7 protein-coding genes are annotated in these 18,110 nt (G+C 71.4%); 6 read left to right on the forward strand and 1 reads right to left on the reverse strand.

The window, feature by feature from the left end:
- The first annotated feature begins 24 nt into the window (after positions 1-24).
- The 5 genes from ACP4J3_RS07445 (at position 25) to ACP4J3_RS07465 (ending at position 6,741) form a co-directional block, all read left to right on the forward strand.
- Positions 25-1,422 carry a hypothetical protein gene (locus ACP4J3_RS07445; RefSeq protein WP_426531676.1) on the forward strand — a complete coding sequence of 466 codons (1,398 nt, stop codon included), beginning with the start codon at positions 25-27 and terminating at the stop codon, positions 1,420-1,422.
- A complete protein-coding gene (locus tag ACP4J3_RS07450; RefSeq protein ID WP_426531678.1) occupies positions 1,419-3,053 on the forward strand; it encodes a hypothetical protein in 1,635 nt (544 codons plus the stop codon). Before ACP4J3_RS07445 ends, ACP4J3_RS07450 begins: the two co-directional genes overlap by 4 nt.
- On the forward strand, positions 3,050-4,594 hold the full coding sequence (locus tag ACP4J3_RS07455) for an oligosaccharide flippase family protein (RefSeq protein ID WP_426531680.1): 1,545 nt from the start codon (positions 3,050-3,052) through the stop codon (positions 4,592-4,594). The genes ACP4J3_RS07450 and ACP4J3_RS07455 overlap by 4 nt, the downstream gene beginning before the upstream one ends.
- A 75-nt stretch (positions 4,595-4,669) precedes the next feature.
- Entirely contained in the window at positions 4,670-6,256 is a 1,587-nt protein-coding gene (locus tag ACP4J3_RS07460) for a fibronectin type III domain-containing protein (protein WP_426531682.1), read from the forward strand.
- Complete coding sequence (locus ACP4J3_RS07465) at positions 6,253-6,741, forward strand: adenylyltransferase/cytidyltransferase family protein (RefSeq protein ID WP_426531921.1); 489 nt, start codon at positions 6,253-6,255, stop codon at positions 6,739-6,741. The genes ACP4J3_RS07460 and ACP4J3_RS07465 overlap by 4 nt, the downstream gene beginning before the upstream one ends.
- A gap of 13 nt (positions 6,742-6,754) precedes the next feature.
- Here the strand turns inward: ACP4J3_RS07465 and ACP4J3_RS07470 are convergent, their stop codons facing one another.
- On the reverse strand, positions 6,755-8,323 hold the full coding sequence (locus tag ACP4J3_RS07470; RefSeq protein WP_426531684.1) for an FG-GAP repeat protein: 1,569 nt from the start codon (positions 8,321-8,323) through the stop codon (positions 6,755-6,757).
- A gap of 449 nt (positions 8,324-8,772) precedes the next feature.
- Here ACP4J3_RS07470 and ACP4J3_RS07475 point away from each other — a divergent pair, with 449 nt between their 5' ends.
- The gene (locus ACP4J3_RS07475) at positions 8,773-18,108 is read left to right on the forward strand and encodes a DNRLRE domain-containing protein (RefSeq protein ID WP_426531686.1); all 9,336 of its coding nucleotides are present in this window, start codon (positions 8,773-8,775) and stop codon (positions 18,106-18,108) included.
- The last annotated feature ends 2 nt before the right edge of the window (positions 18,109-18,110 follow it).

The following is an 18,110-nucleotide window of genomic DNA, read 5'->3' on the forward strand; positions in this document are numbered from 1 at the left end:
GGTTGGGCAGGTGTTCTCGTCGGCTTGCTGCCGGGACTGATCCTGCAGGCCCGCGATGCGCATTTCGGGGCGGCGCTCGCCGTGCAGTGCATCGTCGTGGCGCACACCGGGGGAGCGCTTGCCCGGGTGCTCACCGGCACGTCGGTGCGTCTCGTCGCCTTCGGATTCTGGGTCTTCGCCTATGTGTGGCTCGGACTGGCACCGCTCGCCATGCTCGCCACCGACACGTACCCGCTCGAATACCGCACCGGCGAGACGACCGCCTTCCTGGCCGCCACACTGACCGAACTCGGGCTCCTCGCCCACAGCGCGGGAGCGGCACTGGCCGCCGGACGCAAGGGCGCGAGATCGGTCGTGCTCGAACCGCTGCTGTCCCGCAGGCTCGCGCCGCTGCCCGTGTTCCTGCTGTGCGGCCTGGCGCTGGTGCTCGCGGTCGTGCTGATCCCCGGGCAGGAAGGAGGGCTGCGCGCGTTCTTCACCAGCAGACAGGCGATGTGGCGCTCCGGGTCGGGTGCCGACACGGACCCCCTGCACGCGCTGCGCGTCTGGGGCCTCGCCGTCCCCGCCTTCTGGGCCATGGTGGCCCTGGTCCACGTGCACCGCCCGACCGCGGGACGGCTGCCGCGCGCGATGCGCCGACTGCTGCTCCCGGCCCTCCTCGCGCTCAACGTGATCGTCAACAATCCGATCAGCAAGCCGCGTTTCTGGGCCGGAACCGTCCTGCTGGTCCTGCTTTTCTCATGGCGCCGGTTCAGCACCCCGCAGGCCTTTCGCATCGCCGCCGCGGCCATTACGGCCGTCGTGCTGTTCGCTTTCCCCTACAGCGACTACTTCCGCTACGACGCGCGTGAAGCGGTACAAGTCGTGGCGCTTGCGGAGCAGTTCAACAGCAACATGGATTACGACGCCTTCCAGCAGATGCAGACCGGCATCGACTATGTGGGGGAAAACGGCTTCTCGCCGGCGGCCGTGCTCGGTGTCGTCCTGTTCATGGTCCCTCGCTCCATGTGGCCCGACAAGCCGCAGGCCACGGGTATCGAACTCGCCGAGTACGTGGGCTACGACTTCCACAACCTCTCCGCGCCGCTGTGGGTCGAGAGTTATCTGTGGGGCGGTGCCCCGTGTGTCGTCGCCGTCTTCTGCCTGCTGGGCGCGGCCGGACGGCGGATGGACGACATCCGGGAGCGACTGCGGGACCGGCAGGGCACTCTGGCGGTCGTACTGGTCCCTGCCTTCGCCTTCTATCAGATGATCCTCCTGCGCGGCAGTCTCATGGGGATCGTCGGACCGCTGCTGCTGCTCCTGACCGTTCCGCTCCTCATCACCACCCGTGCCGCCGGGCCGTCCCGGTTCCCGGCACCGGTGCGCCCGCCCGTGACCACGGGCCCCGCACCCATCCCCGGACACAGGAGGCATCCGTGACCAGCCCCGCCGGCTTCGACGACCGCTACGACGACCCCGACGAGGTGCGCGACCGGGTGCGCCGACTGCTGAGGTACCGCGCGACCATCGCGCTCGGCGTGGCTCTCGGGCTGCTCGGCGCACTGCTGATGGTCCTGTTGCCCGCGGACCGTTACACCTCCACCAGCGAGGTGCTCGTCCGCCCCAGATCGGACCCCTTCAGCACCTCCGGGGCGGCCGCCGGCAACCAGGTGAGCATGGGGACGGAGCGGCAGATCGCGCTCAGCGCGAATGTGGCGGCCCGCGCGGCGAAGGCGCTGCGGCAGCGATCCCGCGCCGACGCGACTCCGACGGACCTGAGCGTGACGAATCCCCCGGAGACGCAGGTGCTCCGGTTCGAGTACACGGCGGGGGATCCCCGACGGGCGGCTCGCGCGGCCAACGCGCTCGCCGAGGCCTACCTCGCCGATCGCCAGGACCGCACCAGGGCCATGGTCGCGCGGATGACCACGGGAATGGAGCGTCAGATCACCGCGCTCAGCAAGCGGCTGGGCACGATGAAGTCCCGCGGGTCCGCCTCCGGCACCGCGGGCATGCAGCAGCAGATCGGCATTCTGCAGAAGCGGGTCTCGGACATCAGGTCCTACGACACCTCGGGTGGTGACATCGTCGGCAGGGCGGAGCCGGCGGCGCGGCCCTCGGGACCGGGCCCCGGCTGGCTCCTCGCGCTCGGCCTGATCGGTGGTCTCATCCTGGGCGTGGTGCTCGCCCGGCTGCGGTCCGCCCTCGAGCCGCGAGCACGCTCCACCGGCGAGGTCGAAGGGGCGCTGCGCGCTCCGGTGCTGGGCATCCTCCCGGATCCGGACACGAACGGCGAGCTGCTGGAGGTGGGCCGGGCCGACGGCAGCCGAGTGGAGGCGTACCGTGCCCTCGCCTTCCGTCTGCGGGGCGGCGACGGCCGTACGGCCGTGGGCACGCTCATGATCGTGGCGCCGGCCGCATCGAGGCGCGCCTCCGGCACGGCGGAACGAGGCGCCGAGGCTGTCGCCGTGAACCTCGCCGCGGCCCTCGCGGAGTCCGGTGACGACGTGCTGCTCGTGGACGCCGCCGCGGACACACCCGGCCTGTCGGCACGGCTGCCGCGGCCGGCCGGCGACTCGGCGCGGAGCGACGTCCCCGACGGTGCGGTGGTCGTCGACGCGGGTACGGCCGGCCGCTTCACGCTCTACCCCGACAGCCGGGACACCACCGGCGACGCAGGGCGGGCGGCCCGGGTGGCGCCGGACGCTCTGCCGGGTGCCGGCCCCGGAAGACCGATGCTCTTCCTGACCCCGCCGCTGCTGGAACACACCGACGGCCGGGCGCTCGCCCGGAGCGTGGACGGGGTTCTCGTGGTGGGAGCTCTGGGCGACGTCAGGCGCGAGGACCTCAAGCGCGTTCGCGAGCTGATCGGCCGTTCGGGAGGACACATCGTGGGCGCGGCGCTCCACAGCGGCACCCGGCCCGGCCTGCTCCGCCGTGCCGTGGGCAGCGGCTGGGTACGTCGTGCGACGCGGCGCAAGCCGTCCACGACACCGCCCGCGTCCGCCGACGAGGCCGTGGCGAAGCCGGCCGCGCCCGTGCGGGACGACACCCTCAGCGCCTCCCGGTGAGCGCCTCCGGTACGGCCGTCCCCGCCACCGTCGGGCCGACCGCCCGGTGCGGGGTCGCCGCCACCGCGCGTGGCGGATGGTGGGGCTTTCTGGGCGCGACGGTCAACGCGGTCTTCGGCTACGCCCTGGTCGCCCTGGTCACCCGCGCGCTCGGAGCGTACGGGGCAGGAGCGGTGTTCACCGGCGTCGCCGTCTTCACCATCCTCAGCAACGCCTGCAAGCTCGGCGCCGACACCGGGCTGGTCCGCTTCGTCTCCCGCGACGTGGCCACGGGCGGCGGCCGGCAGGTGGGCGCGCTGCTGCGCACCGCGGTCGTACCGGGAGCGGTCGTCAGCACCGGGGCCGCCGCGCTGCTGTTCCTGTCACCCTCGACGGCCACCTCACTGCTGCCGAACCTGACCCCGCAGGACGCGGTCACCCTGGTCCGCCTCTTCGCGCTGTTTCTCCCCCTGGCCACGGTCACCCTGATCCTGCTGGGCGCGACCCAGGGCTACGGCACCGTGATTGCGCTGGTCGGTGTCGAGCAGATCGGCAAGCCGGTGCTGCGCGTCCTGATCGCCGTACCCGTCGCGCTGCTGGCGCCCGGTGTGCTGAGCCTGGCCGCCGCCTGGCTCGTCCCCGCCCTGGGCGGCGCCCTCGTCGCCTGGTACGCGGTGCGCCGGTGCCGCCGTACCCGCCCCGGACAGCCCTGCGGACCCGATACGGCCGTCACACGCCACGGATTCTGGGCCTTTGCCGCACCCCGGGCGATCTCCTCCGTCTTCGACATCAGCGCGGTCTGGGTGGGCGTCATCCTGGTGTCGAGCCTGGCCACCAGCGAGGAGGCGGGCATCTACACGGCCGTCGGCCGGGTCGTCGTCGCCGCGACGCTGCTCCAGCTCGCCATCCGCCTGGCCGTCGCCCCGGAGATCAGCCGCCTGCTCGCCATGGAGCAGCACCAGTCGGCCCGCGATCTGCATCGCATCTCGACGCGCTGGATCGTGCTGTTCTCCTGGCCGCTGCTCGTGTTCCTCGTCAGCTTCCCCGGCACCGTCCTGTCCCTGTTCGGACCCGAGTTCGTGGCGGGGTCGGACGCGCTGGTCGTGCTCTGTGTCGCCGCGGCGGTCAATGTCGGGGTGGGCAACGCCCAGACGGTGCTGCTGATGGCCGGCAAGAGCTCATGGCATCTGGCGGTCACCGGCGCCGCGTTCGCGGTGCAGCTCGGCGTCGGCCTCCTTGCCGTGCCCCGTTGGGGTGCGCTGGGAGCCGCCGTGTCCTGGGGAGCGGCGATCGTCGTCGAGAACGTCGTCTCGGCCGCCCTGGTGCGCCGGCACCCGGGCTTCTGTGTCGTCGACGGCGGGTACCTCCTGGCGGCCGGCGCCGGCCTGTTGCTCACGGCGGCCGTGGTCCTCCCCGCGAGGCTCCTCGCAGGTGACACGACCGTAGGACTTGCCGTCGCAATGACCACGGGATTTTCACTATTCGGTATAAGTTTGTGGCGATTTCGCACACCTCTGGGAGTGCGTGAACTCGTCGGTGTGCTGCGCGAACGCGCCACATGAGGCCGTCTCGGAGTCGAGTCGGCCACCCCCTCTCCCCTTCTCCTCACTCGTACTCGCTGCAACCCGGGAAGTTCGATGCGCCTCAGAAAGAGCATGAAGTGGGGGGCCACCACGGCTTCGGCTGTGGCCCTCCTCGCGGCTGCCTCGCTCGTCACCGCTTCGGCCTCGGCGGCCGCCGGCCACGAGAAGACCCTCACCGCCGACACCATGGCGACCTGGCAGACGGACGGAATCGTCTGGTCGATCGAGTACGCGGACGATGTCGTGTACGTCGGCGGGAGCTTCAGCAAGGTCCGCCCGCCGGGCGCGAAGCCCGGCGAAAGGGAGGTCGCGCGCAAGAACTTCGCCGCGTTCGACGCCGACACCGGCAGCCTGCTGCCGTGCGCCCCGCGGCTGACCGGCGCCGGCAACACCGTACGGGCGCTGAAGGCGTCGCCGAGCGGCGAGGCGCTGTACATCGGCGGCTCGTTCACCAGGGCCGACAAGACCCGGGCGGCCGGCGCGGTCGCGCTCGACACGTTCGACTGCTCGGTGCGCAAGGACTTCCGCCCGGCCGTGTCGGGGTACGTGCACGCCATCGACGTCACGGAGAACGCGGTCTATCTGGGCGGCGGCTTCACCACCGTCAACGGCCGGGACAGGGAACGCATCGCGGCGTTCACCCCCAGCGGGAAGCTGCTGCCGTTCAAGGCGGAGATCGAGGCTCCCGTACGGGCCGTCCTCGCCGTGCCGGAACACGGCAAGGTCCTCGTCGGCGGCGACTTCTACATGGTCAACGGCGATCTGGAGAAGTCGCTCGTCGCCCTGCACCCCCGCACGGGCAAGACGGTGACCTCGTACGGGGACTGGGTGCCGCCGAGATCGTCCGTGAAGGCGCTGGCACGCGACAAGACCAACTTCTACGCCGCGGCCGAGGGCACGGGCACGGGCATCTTCGACGGCCGTCTCGCCGGTCGCCTCGGCACCGGCAAGATGGTGTGGAAGGACACCTGCCTCGGCGCGACCCAGGCCATCACCGTGCACAAGGGGGTTCTCTACAGCGGGTCGCACGCCCACAACTGCCGTGACACACCCGGTGGTTTCCCCGAGATCCACGCCCGCCAGCACTTCCTGGCCCAGTCGGTCCGCGACAAGCGCATCCTGCACTGGTTCCCCGACACGAACGGGGGGACCGGTGAGGGCAACGGCCCGCGCGCGCTGGAGATGGTCGGCGAAGTCCTGTGGGCGGGCGGCGAGTTCACCAAGGTCAACGGCGTCCCGCAGCAGAGCCTGACCCGCTTCTCGCCCGGGCCCGACCGCGGGGCCCCGGAGGCGGTGCCCCGGCTCAAGGCCTCGACCTCGGCCGGCGGCCGCGTCAAGCTCACCTGGCGCGCCTCATGGGACCGGGACGACGCGAAGCTCACGTATCTGATCTACCGGGACGGCGTTCTCGTGGCCTCGCCGACGGGGCGGTCCGCGGAGTGGCGGCGCCCCATGATGACGTACACCGACTCCGTCGCCCCCGGCTCGCGCCACCAGTACCGGATCGCCGTCACCGACGGCAAGAACGCCTCGCCCAGGTCGGACGCGCTCGCGGTCACGGCGGTCGCGGACGAGCGTCCGAAGACTGAGCGTCCGAAGGCCGAGCGCCCGAAGGTCGACCGTCCGAAGGACAAACGCTGATGGGAGAGCGTCTCGGTTACGCGCCGGGGGTCTTCGACCTCTTCCACGTGGGCCATCTGAACATCCTGCGCCGGGCGCGCGGGCACTGCGACCGGCTCGTCGCCGGCGTCTGCTCCGACGAACTCGTGGTGCGCCTCAAAGGCAGGCCGCCCGTCGTACCGCTCTCCGAGCGGCTGCAGATCGTCCGCAGCGTGCGCCACGTGGACGAGACCTTCGTCGCGACCGTGGACGACAAGATCGAGATCTGGAAGGAAGTCGGCTTCGACGTCATCTTCAAAGGTGACGACTGGCTCGGGACGGACGTCTGGACGACGTACGAGACCGAGTTCGCGAGAGTGGGCGTGGAGGTCGTCTACTTCCCGTACACCGTGCACACCTCGAGCACCCTGCTCCGGGAAGCGCTGCGCCTCCTCGCCCGGCAGGACCCCTCCGAGCCGGCCCCGCGACAACTCGCGGGGCCGCGTCCGAGAGGAACGGGGAGCTGACGCGGACCCCGGTTCAGTGCGCCAGCGCGATGCCGAAGGCGTCGCCGTCGCTGCCCGCGCTGAAGCCGAGGTCTCCCTCGGCCAGGGCGGTGGCCGACTCCAGGGTGCCCGGCCTGACCTTGAGGATCGTGACGGTGCCCGCCGCGTTGCCGGGGGCGCCGACCAGCGGCTCGACGCGGCCGTTGCCGTCGGTGTCCAGGGCACCGACGGTCCAGCCGAAGTGGTCGGCCGTGGCGACGGTGCCGGGAACTCCCGCCGTGTCCTGGTCGATCCACAGCGCGCCCTTGGTGGTGATGCCGCCGGTGGCGTTGCCGAAGAGGATCATGGAGGCGCCGGAGCCGGTGGCCGAGCCGATGGCCTCGCTGCGCATACCGACGACGAGGTCGTCCGTGCCGTCACCGTCGAAGTCGCCGGCGGCGAGGGAGCCGGCGAAGTGGTCCTCGGACTCGGGGCCGCCGGCGATGCCGGGGGAGTCCTGGTCGAAGAGCTTCACGCGGCTGGTGGCGGACAGGCCCTGGGAGCCGCCGTAGAGGACGGCGAGCCGCCCGGCGGCGCCCTTGGTGCCGACCTGCTGGTCGGAGACGCCGACGGCGACGTCGGCGTACTCGTCGTCGTTGAAGTGGCCGACGGCCAGCGCGCTGCCCGCGAACTCGCCGATGCCGGTGACGTTTCCGGAGTCGACGTATCCGCCGGAGGCGGGGGCGCCGCTCTTGATGGGCCCGTAGAGGATGTGCAGTGAGCCGCGGTCCGAACTGCCGGAGATCTGTTCGCCGATGGTGGCGGAGATCAGGTCGCCGACACCGTCGCCGTTGACGTCCGCGACGGCGAGCTGCTCGCCGAAGCGGTCCTCGGCCTCGGGGACACCGGGGACGTTGGCGGTGGACTGGTCGATCTGGATGGTGTCGGCGGCGTTGAGGCCGGTGGACGTGCCGAACATCAGCTTGATGGTGCCGGCGTTGGATGCGCCGCCGGCGTGGTCGAGGGGCTGGCCGACGGCCAGGTCGCAGTAGCCGTCGCCGTTGACGTCCCCGGCGGCCAGGGAGTACGCGAAGATCTCGTCCCAGCCGACGGCGCCGGGGTAGTTGGCGGTGTCCTCGTCGAAGGACTCGGTCGTGGAGTTGTAGATCCCGCCCGAGCCGCCGTAGTGCACGGTCAGCAGGCCGGCGCCCTCGGTGGTGCCGATGGCCTCCAAGGGGGAGGAGACCGCGAGGTCGGCGTAGCCGTTGCTGTCGAAGTCGCAGCTCGCCACCGACTGGCCGAAGTGGTCGTCGACCTCCGGCTCACCCGGGACGCCGGGGGAGGCCTGGTCGATGCGGACCGCGGTGCTCGCCGGTCCGGTGGCGGTGCCGCCCGCGATGACGACCGATCCCGCCCGCGCGTCGCCGCCGACGTTGTTGCCGGGCACACCGACGGTGAGGTCCGGCTTGCCGTCGCCGTTGAAGTCGTACGGCGCGGCGGCCCCGCCCGATCCGGCGACGAGGGCGGCCGTGGTCGCCGCGCCGACGCACACGAGCAGGGCGACGGCGGCGTGCCATGCCTTGGGCCTGCGCCTGGTTGGCCTGGTTGCCTTCTCTTCGGCCATGACTGCCCTTCACTCGTCTGCGGCCGTACGGGAGTTCCCTCGTGGCGGGAAATCGCTGTGGAGACCCGTGACCGGAGGGTGCGGGCCGCTGTCACCAAGACCGGGCCGCGCGGTCGACGACGCAGGTTATCCCGGCTTTATCTCGACTTGATCACGCCTGAAAGCGTGCCGGACGGGCCGATCTGGTGCTGGCCGAAAACGTTTGTGCCTGATCAGAGGGGGCAGTGGCCTGTCTGGAGATCCCGTGACCGCCCTGTGCGGGACGGACGTAACGGAGGATCTCGTTATAAACCCGTTGTCATGGGCATAGTCAGGGCGCTTTCGATCATCTACCGTGTACGCCGCTCGGGTGCTTCCTGCCTTCCGGTGGCGACCGCATCCGGCTCCCCCTGCTTCCGGCCGGTCGCCCCCACGCGCGGGTGATCGGCCTTGTGGTTTGAAGGAGTGCCGTGCCCAGCCGCTCTCGCCACCGCTCGTTCGCGGGTCTCCGGCGCCGCCGTGCCGTGCGTCCCGCACGCCCCGCGCGTGCCGTCGCCCTGACGTCCGGCAGCCTGCTCCTGGCCCTGTGCGCCACCCTGCTGCCGGCGCCCGCGCTGACGCCGTTCGTCCAGGCCGCGGCGGCCGCCCCGGGCGTGTCCTGGGACGACAGCACCCCGCCCGAGCAGCGCACCGGCACCGCGGCGGGCCGCGCGCACGAGGTGGGCGCCGGGCGCACCGACGCCACCGGACGCGACACGCTCGACGCCGAGGACCTGAAGGCGGCCAAGGGCGCGCTGCGGCTGCACGAGCCCGGCCCCGGGTTCATCCCCGTCGAGCCGAAGGTGAGGACACCGAAGCTCGACCCGACCACCAAGGACGGCTCGGACGGCTCCACGGGCTTCGACGCGGGGCGCAGCGTCGAACTCTCCGGGGAACGGACCGCGAACTCCAAGGAGTTCCGCAACCCCGACGGCACCCGCACCACCCGCGTCTACACCGAGCCGGTGCACTACCGGGACGACTCCGGGACCTGGAAGGAGATCGACACCTCCCTGGTCCCCGCCGCCCAGGCCAAGGGCACGCCGCAGGAGGCGACCGGCGACCGGCTCGCCGCCACCGCCGACGACACCGGACTCACCCTGGCCACCCGTGGTGACGACCCCGTGCTGGCCGAACTGAAGGTCGACGACGGTCGTCACAAGGTCGGCTTCCAACTGGCCGGCGCCTCCGGCAGCACCGCCGAGGTGCACGACGGCGCCGCCCGTTACGAGGGCATCCGGCCCGACTCGGACGTGGTGCTGGAGGCGGCGCACGGGGCCGTCAAGGAGACGATCGTCCTCAACTCGCCCGACGCGCCGCGGGAGTGGACCTTCCGGCTCGACCTCGACGGGCTCACCCCCTCGCTCGACGAGCACGGAGCCGTGCTGCTGAAGGACGGCCAGGGGAAGGTCCAGGCCGTCGTCCCGAAGGGGTGGATGGAGGACTCCGGCCACGACCCGGAGACCGGCGGCCCGGCCCTGTCCGGGGACGTCGACTACCGCCTGGCCGAGCGCGACGGCCGCTGGTCGCTGAAGGTCGAGCTGGACGACGCCTGGCTGGACGCGCCGCAGCGGGTCTACCCGGTCCGCGTCGACCCCAGCGTCGACGACGTCGACACCAACGGCGACTCCTTCGTCCAGGACACCTGGCCGGACGGCAACTTCGCCGGTGACGACGAGCTGAAGATCGGCAGCTACGACGGCGGCACCAACCGCGCCATCAGCTACATGCGGTTCGACAACGTCAACAGCCAGTTGAAGAACCGTTACGTCCTCAACGCCGACCTCGGCCTGTACAACGTCTGGTCCTCCAGTTGCACCGCGAAGGAGATGACGGTCCACCAGGTGACCGGATCGTGGAGTTCCACCACGGTCACCTGGAACAACCGCCCGCCGAGCTACAGCAACCTGATCGCCTCCGACTCCTTCTCCTACGGCGAGAACTGCGGCGGCTCCAAGTGGCGCGTCATCGACCTGGGCAAGAAGGGCACCGACCTCGTCGAGGGCTGGGTCAACGGGTCGGTCACCAACCACGGCCTGGCGATCTGGGCGGACTTCAGCACCTCCGGGCCCTGGAAGCGGTTCGGCAGCGCCAACTCGCTCAACAAGCCCTACCTGGCGATCACGCACAGCGCGTACGGCGCCCAGTACAGCGTGGGCTCGCAGACCGCACCGCTGACCGGTGGCCAGAGCGGCGAGGTCACCGTCAACGTCAAGAACCTCGGCGACTTCACCTGGGAGCCGCTCGGCTGGAACGAGGTACGCCTCGGCGCTCGGGTGCGCAACTACAGCACCGGCGCGTTGATGGGCCAGGTCGCCTTCACCCGGCTCAACGAGCGGCTGACGCCCGGTGACGACACGACCCTCAGCGCCCGCATACCCGCGCTGCCACCGGGCCAGTACAAAGTCAACTTCGACATGCAGCGGCTGCGGGACCAGAAGTGGTTCTCCAGCGAGAGCGTTCCGGTCGCCACGGTCACCGTCACCTCCCAGGACGTCGGCCCGCGCATCACCGACGTCCACCCGAACCCGGGCGGCCAGGTCGGCAGCCTCACTCCGGCTCTTTACCTGTCTGCCGAGTCCATCGACAACTATCCGGCGAGCGCCGCCATCGAGTCCTACTTCGAGGTCTGCGAAGGCACGTCCGGCGCTCCGGTCAACTGCGTCAACTCCGGCTGGCTGACCAAGCGCACCTGGAACGTCCCGGCCGCCAAGCTGACCTGGGGCAAGCAGTACATCTGGCGCGTCAAGGCCCGCGAGAACGGCCTGGCGACCCCGCTGAGCCCCTTCCACACCTTCACCACCGCCGTCGAGCAGCCCGCGATCACCTCGCGGCTGGGCGGACCGGGCCTGGACGGATCCGGCCGCGAGGTCGACCCCGGCATCGGCAACTACACCACCACCGACACCGACGCCACCGTCGCCACGGTCGGCCCCGGCCTGACCGTGGCGCGCACCTACAACAGCCGCGACCCGCGCTCCGACAACGCCTTCGGCGCCGGCTGGTCCACCCGCTACGACATGCGGATCGAGCCGGACGACGACGGCACCGGCAACGTCGTGGCCACCCTGCCCACCGGCCGCCAGGTCCGCTTCGGCAAGAACCCCGACGGCAGCTACGCGCCCCCGTACGGCAGCTTCTCCACCCTCACCGCCGTCACCGGCGGCGGCTGGAAGCTGACCGACAAGGAGCAGACCGGCTACGTCTTCGACGACGGCGGCCGGCTGACCGAGGTCGCCGACTACCGGGGCCGCAAGCAGACCCTCACCTACAACACCTCCGGCGAACTGACCACGGTCACGGCCACCGGCGGCCGCGCCCTGGACTTCACCTGGTCGGGCGGCCACGTGGTGACCGTGACCACTGACGCCCCCGCGACCGGCGCCGACCCGCTGACCTGGTCGTACACCTACGACGGCGACAAGCTGACCCTGGTCTGCGGCCCGGAGGACAGCCTCGGCGCCTGCACCGCGTACGGCTATGGAGACGGCTCGCACCACCGCACGGTCGTCCGCGACGCGGGGCCGTTCTCCTACTGGCGCCTGGACGAGCAGGACGGCGCCACCGACGCGGCCAGCGACCTGCCGCTCGACCGCGACGCACACGCCGGCACCTACCGGGACGTGCAGCTCGGCACCGCGGGCGCACTCGCGGGCAGTGGGTCCACGGCGGCCACCTTCAACGGCACCACCTCGTACGTGCAGCTGCCGGACCAGGTCATCAGCGACACCCCGTATCTGACCGCCGAGCTGTGGTTCCGCACCACCGGCAGCGGTGTGCTCCTCAGCTACCAGAACCACACCCTGGAGGAGGCCACCACCGGTAAGTACACCCCGGCCCTGTACGTGGGCACGGACGGCAAGCTGCGCGGCGAGTTCTGGAACGGCACCGCCGCCCCCATCACCACCAGCGGCACTGTCAACGACGGCGCCTGGCACCACGCGGCCCTGACCGCCGCGGGCAACACCCAGACGCTGTACGTGGACGGCACCAAGGTCGGCAGCCTGACCGGTGACATCACCCAGTACGACCAGCGCTTCGTCTACCTGGGCGCCGGCTACTGGAACAACTGGCCCGCCACCACGGGTACGACGGGCCACTTCACCGGAGACATCGACGAGGCCGCGGTCTACAGCCGCCCCCTCGGTGCCCGCACCATCGCCGAACACCGGGCATCCGCCGCGGTCGCCCAGCAGCTCACCAAGGTGACGCTGCCCAGTGGCCGGGTGCACGCCCAGGTCGCCTACGACACCGTGCACGACCGGGTGTCGTCGTACACCGACGCAGGCGGCGGCACGTACAAGCTGTCCGCCCTCGAGGTCACGGGCACGGAGGCCAAGCCCGCCACCGACGATCAGCCGGCCGTCGCCGGGACCACCACCCTCACCGTCACGATCACCGACCCCGACCAGCGCACGTCCAGCTACACCTACGACCCGCTGCAGGGCAGTCGGCTGATCGAGCAGACCGACGCGCTCGGCAACACCGGGCACTTCGAGTACGACACCGGCGGCTTCCTGGCGGCCACCACCGGCCCCGACGGTTCGGTCACCCGCCTCGGCCACGACGAGCGCGGCAACAAGATCTCGCAGACCACGTGCCGCGACACCGCCGACGAGAGCACCTGCCACACCTCGTACTACAGCTACTACCTGAACACCGCCGACCCGCTCGACCCGCGCAACGACCAGCTCACCGCCGTACGCGACGCCCGTTCGTCGGGCGCGAGCGACGACACGTACAAGACGAGCCACGCCTACAACACCTTCGGCGACCGGACGTCCACCACGACCCCGGCCACCGCGGACTTCCCGTCCGGCCGCACCGAGTCCTTCACCTTCACCGACGGCACGGAGGCGGCGACCGGCGGCGGCACGGTCCCCGCGGGCCTGCTCGCCACCAGCACCGATGTGCGCGGCGGGGTGACGACCCGGGAGTACACCGCGGCCGGTGACCTGGCGAAGGTCACCGACCCGGCGGGCGTGACGACCTCCTACGGCTACGACGCGCTGGGACGGGAGACGTCCGCCGAGCGGATCTCCGACGCGTTCCCGACGGGCGTCACCTGGAACACCGCCTACGACGGGGAGTCCCGCGTCACGGCGCAGAGCGAGCCGCCCGTCAAGAACGAGGTCACGGGCGTCACCCACCAGGCCCGCACCGCGTACACATACGATCCCGATGGCAGGGTCCTCACCACCGTCACCTCGGACCAGACCGGCGGCGACCCGGCACGCACCACCACGCGCGCCTACGACACCCACGGCCGCCTCGCCACCCTCACCGACCCCGAGGGCGGCCAGGAGACGTACACCTACGACGTCTACGGCCACCAGACCAGCCGCACGCTGCCGGGCGGCCAGACCTTCCGGTACGCGTACACGGCGCTCGGCAAGCCGGCGACGGTGACCCTCGCCGACTACACCGGCGACCCCAACAACCCCTCCACCGCGCAGGACGTGGTGCTGGACTCCTACGCGTACGACCCGGCGGGCCGGCTCGCCGAGCACACCGACGCGATGGGCCGCACCGTCCGCTCCACCTACTACGACGACGGCCTCAAGGCCCAGGACATCCTCGTCGGCTTCCACGACCCCGACGGCACCACCCGCGACCTGGTCCTCAGCGACCGCGCGTACGACGCCGCCGGCAACCTGGTGAGCGAGACCACCGGCAACGGCAAGGTCTCCGTGTCGTACGAGGTGGACGCCGCCGGCCGCACCACGGCCGAGGTCCTGGACCCGGCGGGCCTGGCCCGCCGCACCGCCTACACCTACGACGCGGGCGGCTCGGTGCTCACCGCGACCGCCACCGGCACGGGCGGCACCCGCACGGAGAAGGTCACCTACCAGCGCAACGCCACCGGTGACATCACCCGTCGGACGGTGGAGAACGGCACCGACGACCTCGTCACCACCTACCAGGTCGACGACCTGGGCCAGGTGCTCGCCGAGACCTCACCGCGCGGCAATGCCACGGGCGCCGACCCGGCGGCCCACACGACCGACCACACCTACGACGCGCTCGGCCGCCTGACCGAGACACGCGCACCCCCGGTGACGGTCGAGGTCCGGGGACAGACGGCGGCCACCGCCCGCCCGACGACCACCGTCGGCTACGACACCTTCGGCGGGGCGACCGACGTCCGCGACCCGAACGGCGAGGTCGCGCGGACCGCGTACGACGGCCTGGGCCGCGTGACGAGCACGACGCTGCCCGACTACACCCCGCCGGGCGCCACGACCCCGCTGACGTCGAAGGTCACCCGGACCTACGACGCCGCCGGCAACCTGGCGAGCCAGACCGACGCCCTGGGCAACGTCACGGCCTACACCTACGACCAGTTCGGCAACCTGGCGAAGGTGACGCGGCCGGCGCCGGCCACCGGAGCCGCCGCCCCGGTGTCGACGTTCACCCATGACCTGCTGGGCGAGCAGTTGTCGGCCACCGACCCGACGGGCGCCCGCACCGAGGCCACCTATGACGACCTCGGCCGCCAGGTCACGTCCACCGTCATCGAACGCCGCCCGGCACAGGGCGCGTTCACGACGACGCTGCGCTACGACGACGCCGGCAACCTGCTGTCGACGAAGAGCCCGACCGGTCTGACGACGTCCGGGACGTACAACGCGGCGGGCGCCCCGCTCACCGCCACGGACGCCGCGGGCGGCGTGACGACGTACGCCTACGGCCCGACGGGTCTGCCCGCGTCGGTGACGACGCCGCAGGGCCGCACCAGCCGTACGACGTACGATCTGGCGGGCCGGGTGACGCGGGTCAGCGACGAGGACAGCGCGGGCACGATCCTGCGTACGACGAGTTCGTCGTACGACGCGGACGGCAACCCGATCGCGGTCACGGACGCGCTGGGCCACACGGTCACGCAGTCGTTCGACGCGCTGGGCCGGCTGACGGAGCTGGTCGAGCCGGTCGACGCGACGACGTCGATCACGACGACGTACGGCTACGACGCGGCGGGCAACCGCACGCGCCTGACGGACGGCCGGTCCAACACCACCTGGCACGACTTCACCAGCCACGGCCTGCCGGAGTCGGTGGTGGAGCCGTCGACCACGGCCCACCCGAACGCGGCGGACCGCACCTGGACCACCGTCTACGACGCGGCCGGCCGGCCCGTGAAGGAACTGGAGCCGGGCGGCGTGAGCGTGCAGCGCACGTTCGACGCGCTGGGCCGCCTCACCGAGGTCACGGGCGCGGGCGCCGAGGCCACGACGACCGCGGATACCTTCGGCTATGACGCGGCAGGCCGCCTGACCTCGGCGAGCGCACCGGGCGGCACGGACACGTTCACGTACGACGACCGGGGCAACCTGCTCTCGTCGAACGGTCCGTCGGGCACGGCGACGTTCTCGTACGACGAGGAGGGCAGGCTGACCGGCCGCACGGACGCGGCGGGCCAGGCGACCTTCGGCTACGACGGCGCGGGCCGCCTGAAGACGGCCGCGGACCCGCTCACGCAGGCGACGCAGACGTACGGCTACGACACGGCCTCCCGCCTGACGTCGGTGGCGTACGGCAGCACGGGGGCGACGCGTTCGCTGGGCTACGACGTCCTGGACCGCCCGACCTCGGACGTCCTGAATTCCCCGTCAGGTACGACGACGGCGTCGGTGGCCTACGACTTCGACAAGGCGTCTCACCTCACCGGGAAGACGACGACGGGCACGGCGGGCGCCGGCACCCAGTCGTACGGCTACGACCGGGCGGGCCGCCTGACCAGCTGGACCGCGGTCGACGGCACGGTCACGTCCTACGGCTGGGACGCGGCAGGCAACCGCACGAGCGCGGGCGGCGTGACGGCCGTCTACGACGAGCGCAACCGCCTGCTGTCGGCCGGGGACACCACCTACACGTACTCGGCGCGCGGCACCCGCGTCGGCAGCAGCGACGCGAGCGGCAGCCACTCGGCGGCGTTCGACGCCCTGGGCCGGATGGTGTCGGCGGACGGCACGGCGTACGCGTACGACGCGCTGGGCCGGTTGGTGAAGCAGGGGACGCAGTCCCTGGCGTACGCCGACCAGTCCAACAACCCGGTCGCGACGGCCGCGGGCCTGGTCTTCCGCGACCCCGCGGGCGAGGCGCTGTCCTCGGCGAACGCGGACGGCACGAACGCGGCGGCACTGCTGTCGGACCTGCACGGCGATGTGATGGGCGGCTTCGCCCCGGCGACGGGCACCCTGGCCGGCTCCAGCGGCTACTCTCCGTTCGGCGAGGTCACGGCACAGTCGGGCAGCACTGGTCCGCTGGGCTACCAGGGCGAGTACACCGACCCGGCCACGGGCCAGGTGAACATGCACGCCCGTTGGTACGACCCGGCGACGGGCGGCTTCTCCTCGCGGGACTCCTGGACGCTGAACCCGGTTCCGTCCATCAACGCGAACCGTTACGGGTACGGCAACGGCGACCCGTTGGTGAACACCGACCCCAGCGGACACTTCGCGATCTGCGCCACACCAGTGACGGCCCCGGCGTGCGTGGGCGCGGCCGGCGGCGGCGCGGTGGGCGGTCCGGCCGGAGCGGGCGTCGGCGGGGCGCTGGGTCTTGTCACCGGTATCGGCATCCTCATCTACGAGTTGTCATCGGGGTCGGACTCGAAGAGCTCGTCCTCGTACAGCGGTTCGCTGGGCTGGAACAGCTGGGGCTCGGGTCTCTCGTCCGCGGTGGCCCGTCAGGCCGAAGCCCAGGCCAATGCCGCCTGGCGAGCACAGATCCAGGCGGCACAGGACGCGGCCGCCCGCGATGCCGCGCGCCAGGCGGCCCTGTACGCGGCAGCCGGCGCCGGCGGAGGCGGCGGGGGATACGGCGGTGGGGGATACGGCGGCGGTGGCGGCACCGTCGGCAGTGGATTCTGCACCTGGCGCTGTGCCCCCCTCGGTCCGCCGCCTCCCCCGCCTCCGCCGCCGTGGAAGGAGCTGATCAAGGAGGCCCTGTTCACCGAGGCGACCCGCCCGGTCACCGACACGGCGACCGACGCTGAGCTCGACAAGTTCGTCGACGACTCCTTCACCAGGTCACTCGAGGAACTCGACGAGTTCTCCACCGAGGAACTCGCGGAGTACTTCAAGCACTTCCCCGACGGTACCGACTTCTGCACCGGCGGCCTCCTCGGCTTCCAGTGCACGGGCAACGGCAACCTCCTCGACCCCGACACCGGCGTGGCGTACTGCAACCCAGGGGCGGGTTGGACGCCGGGCAACACGTGCGTGCCGCTGCCCGCGCTCGGCGGGGTGGACCCTGCCACCGGGACCTGCGCGTTCGGCAACTGCGATGCCGGCGCCCTGGCGGGGAGGGCCAAGAGGCTCGCGGACGCCATCCACAGCAAGATCGAACCGCAGTTCGTCCGCGAGCGCTTCAGGACGACGGCGGTGACGGTCGCGCGCAGGGCCGACGGTTCGCTCGTCAACGTGGTCAGCGGTGCCGGCAAGGGTCTGTCGAAGGACCAGCTCAACTACATCAGGTCACTGCGTCGCTCCGACATCATGGTCGCGGCCAACATCGACAAGGCTCATGCGGAGGAGACAGCCGTCCACTTCATGGCTCTGAACGGCCTGACACCGGTCGCTGGTGGCGTGTCACGCAACGCCTGCGCACCCGATGGCTGCGAAGACTTTCTCAGTCAAGTGGGAGCGGAGATGTCAGGACCCATTACCCTGGGAACGCAGGCGAAGATACCGGGGCAATCCATGTATGTATGGCGTGACTATGAAACATGGACGAATTTCCTGGCGACCATGGGATATCAGTGAAC

The organism is Streptomyces sp. UG1 (assembly GCF_049974585.1).
Taxonomy (GTDB): domain Bacteria; phylum Actinomycetota; class Actinomycetes; order Streptomycetales; family Streptomycetaceae; genus Streptomyces.

Coding starts and splice junctions, on each gene's coding strand:
- ACP4J3_RS07460 (WP_426531682.1), top strand. CDS start 4,670: ATGCGCCTCAGAAAGAGCATGAAGTGGGGGGCCACCACGGCTTCGGCT.
- ACP4J3_RS07470 (WP_426531684.1), bottom strand. CDS start 8,323: ATGGCCGAAGAGAAGGCAACCAGGCCAACCAGGCGCAGGCCCAAGGCA.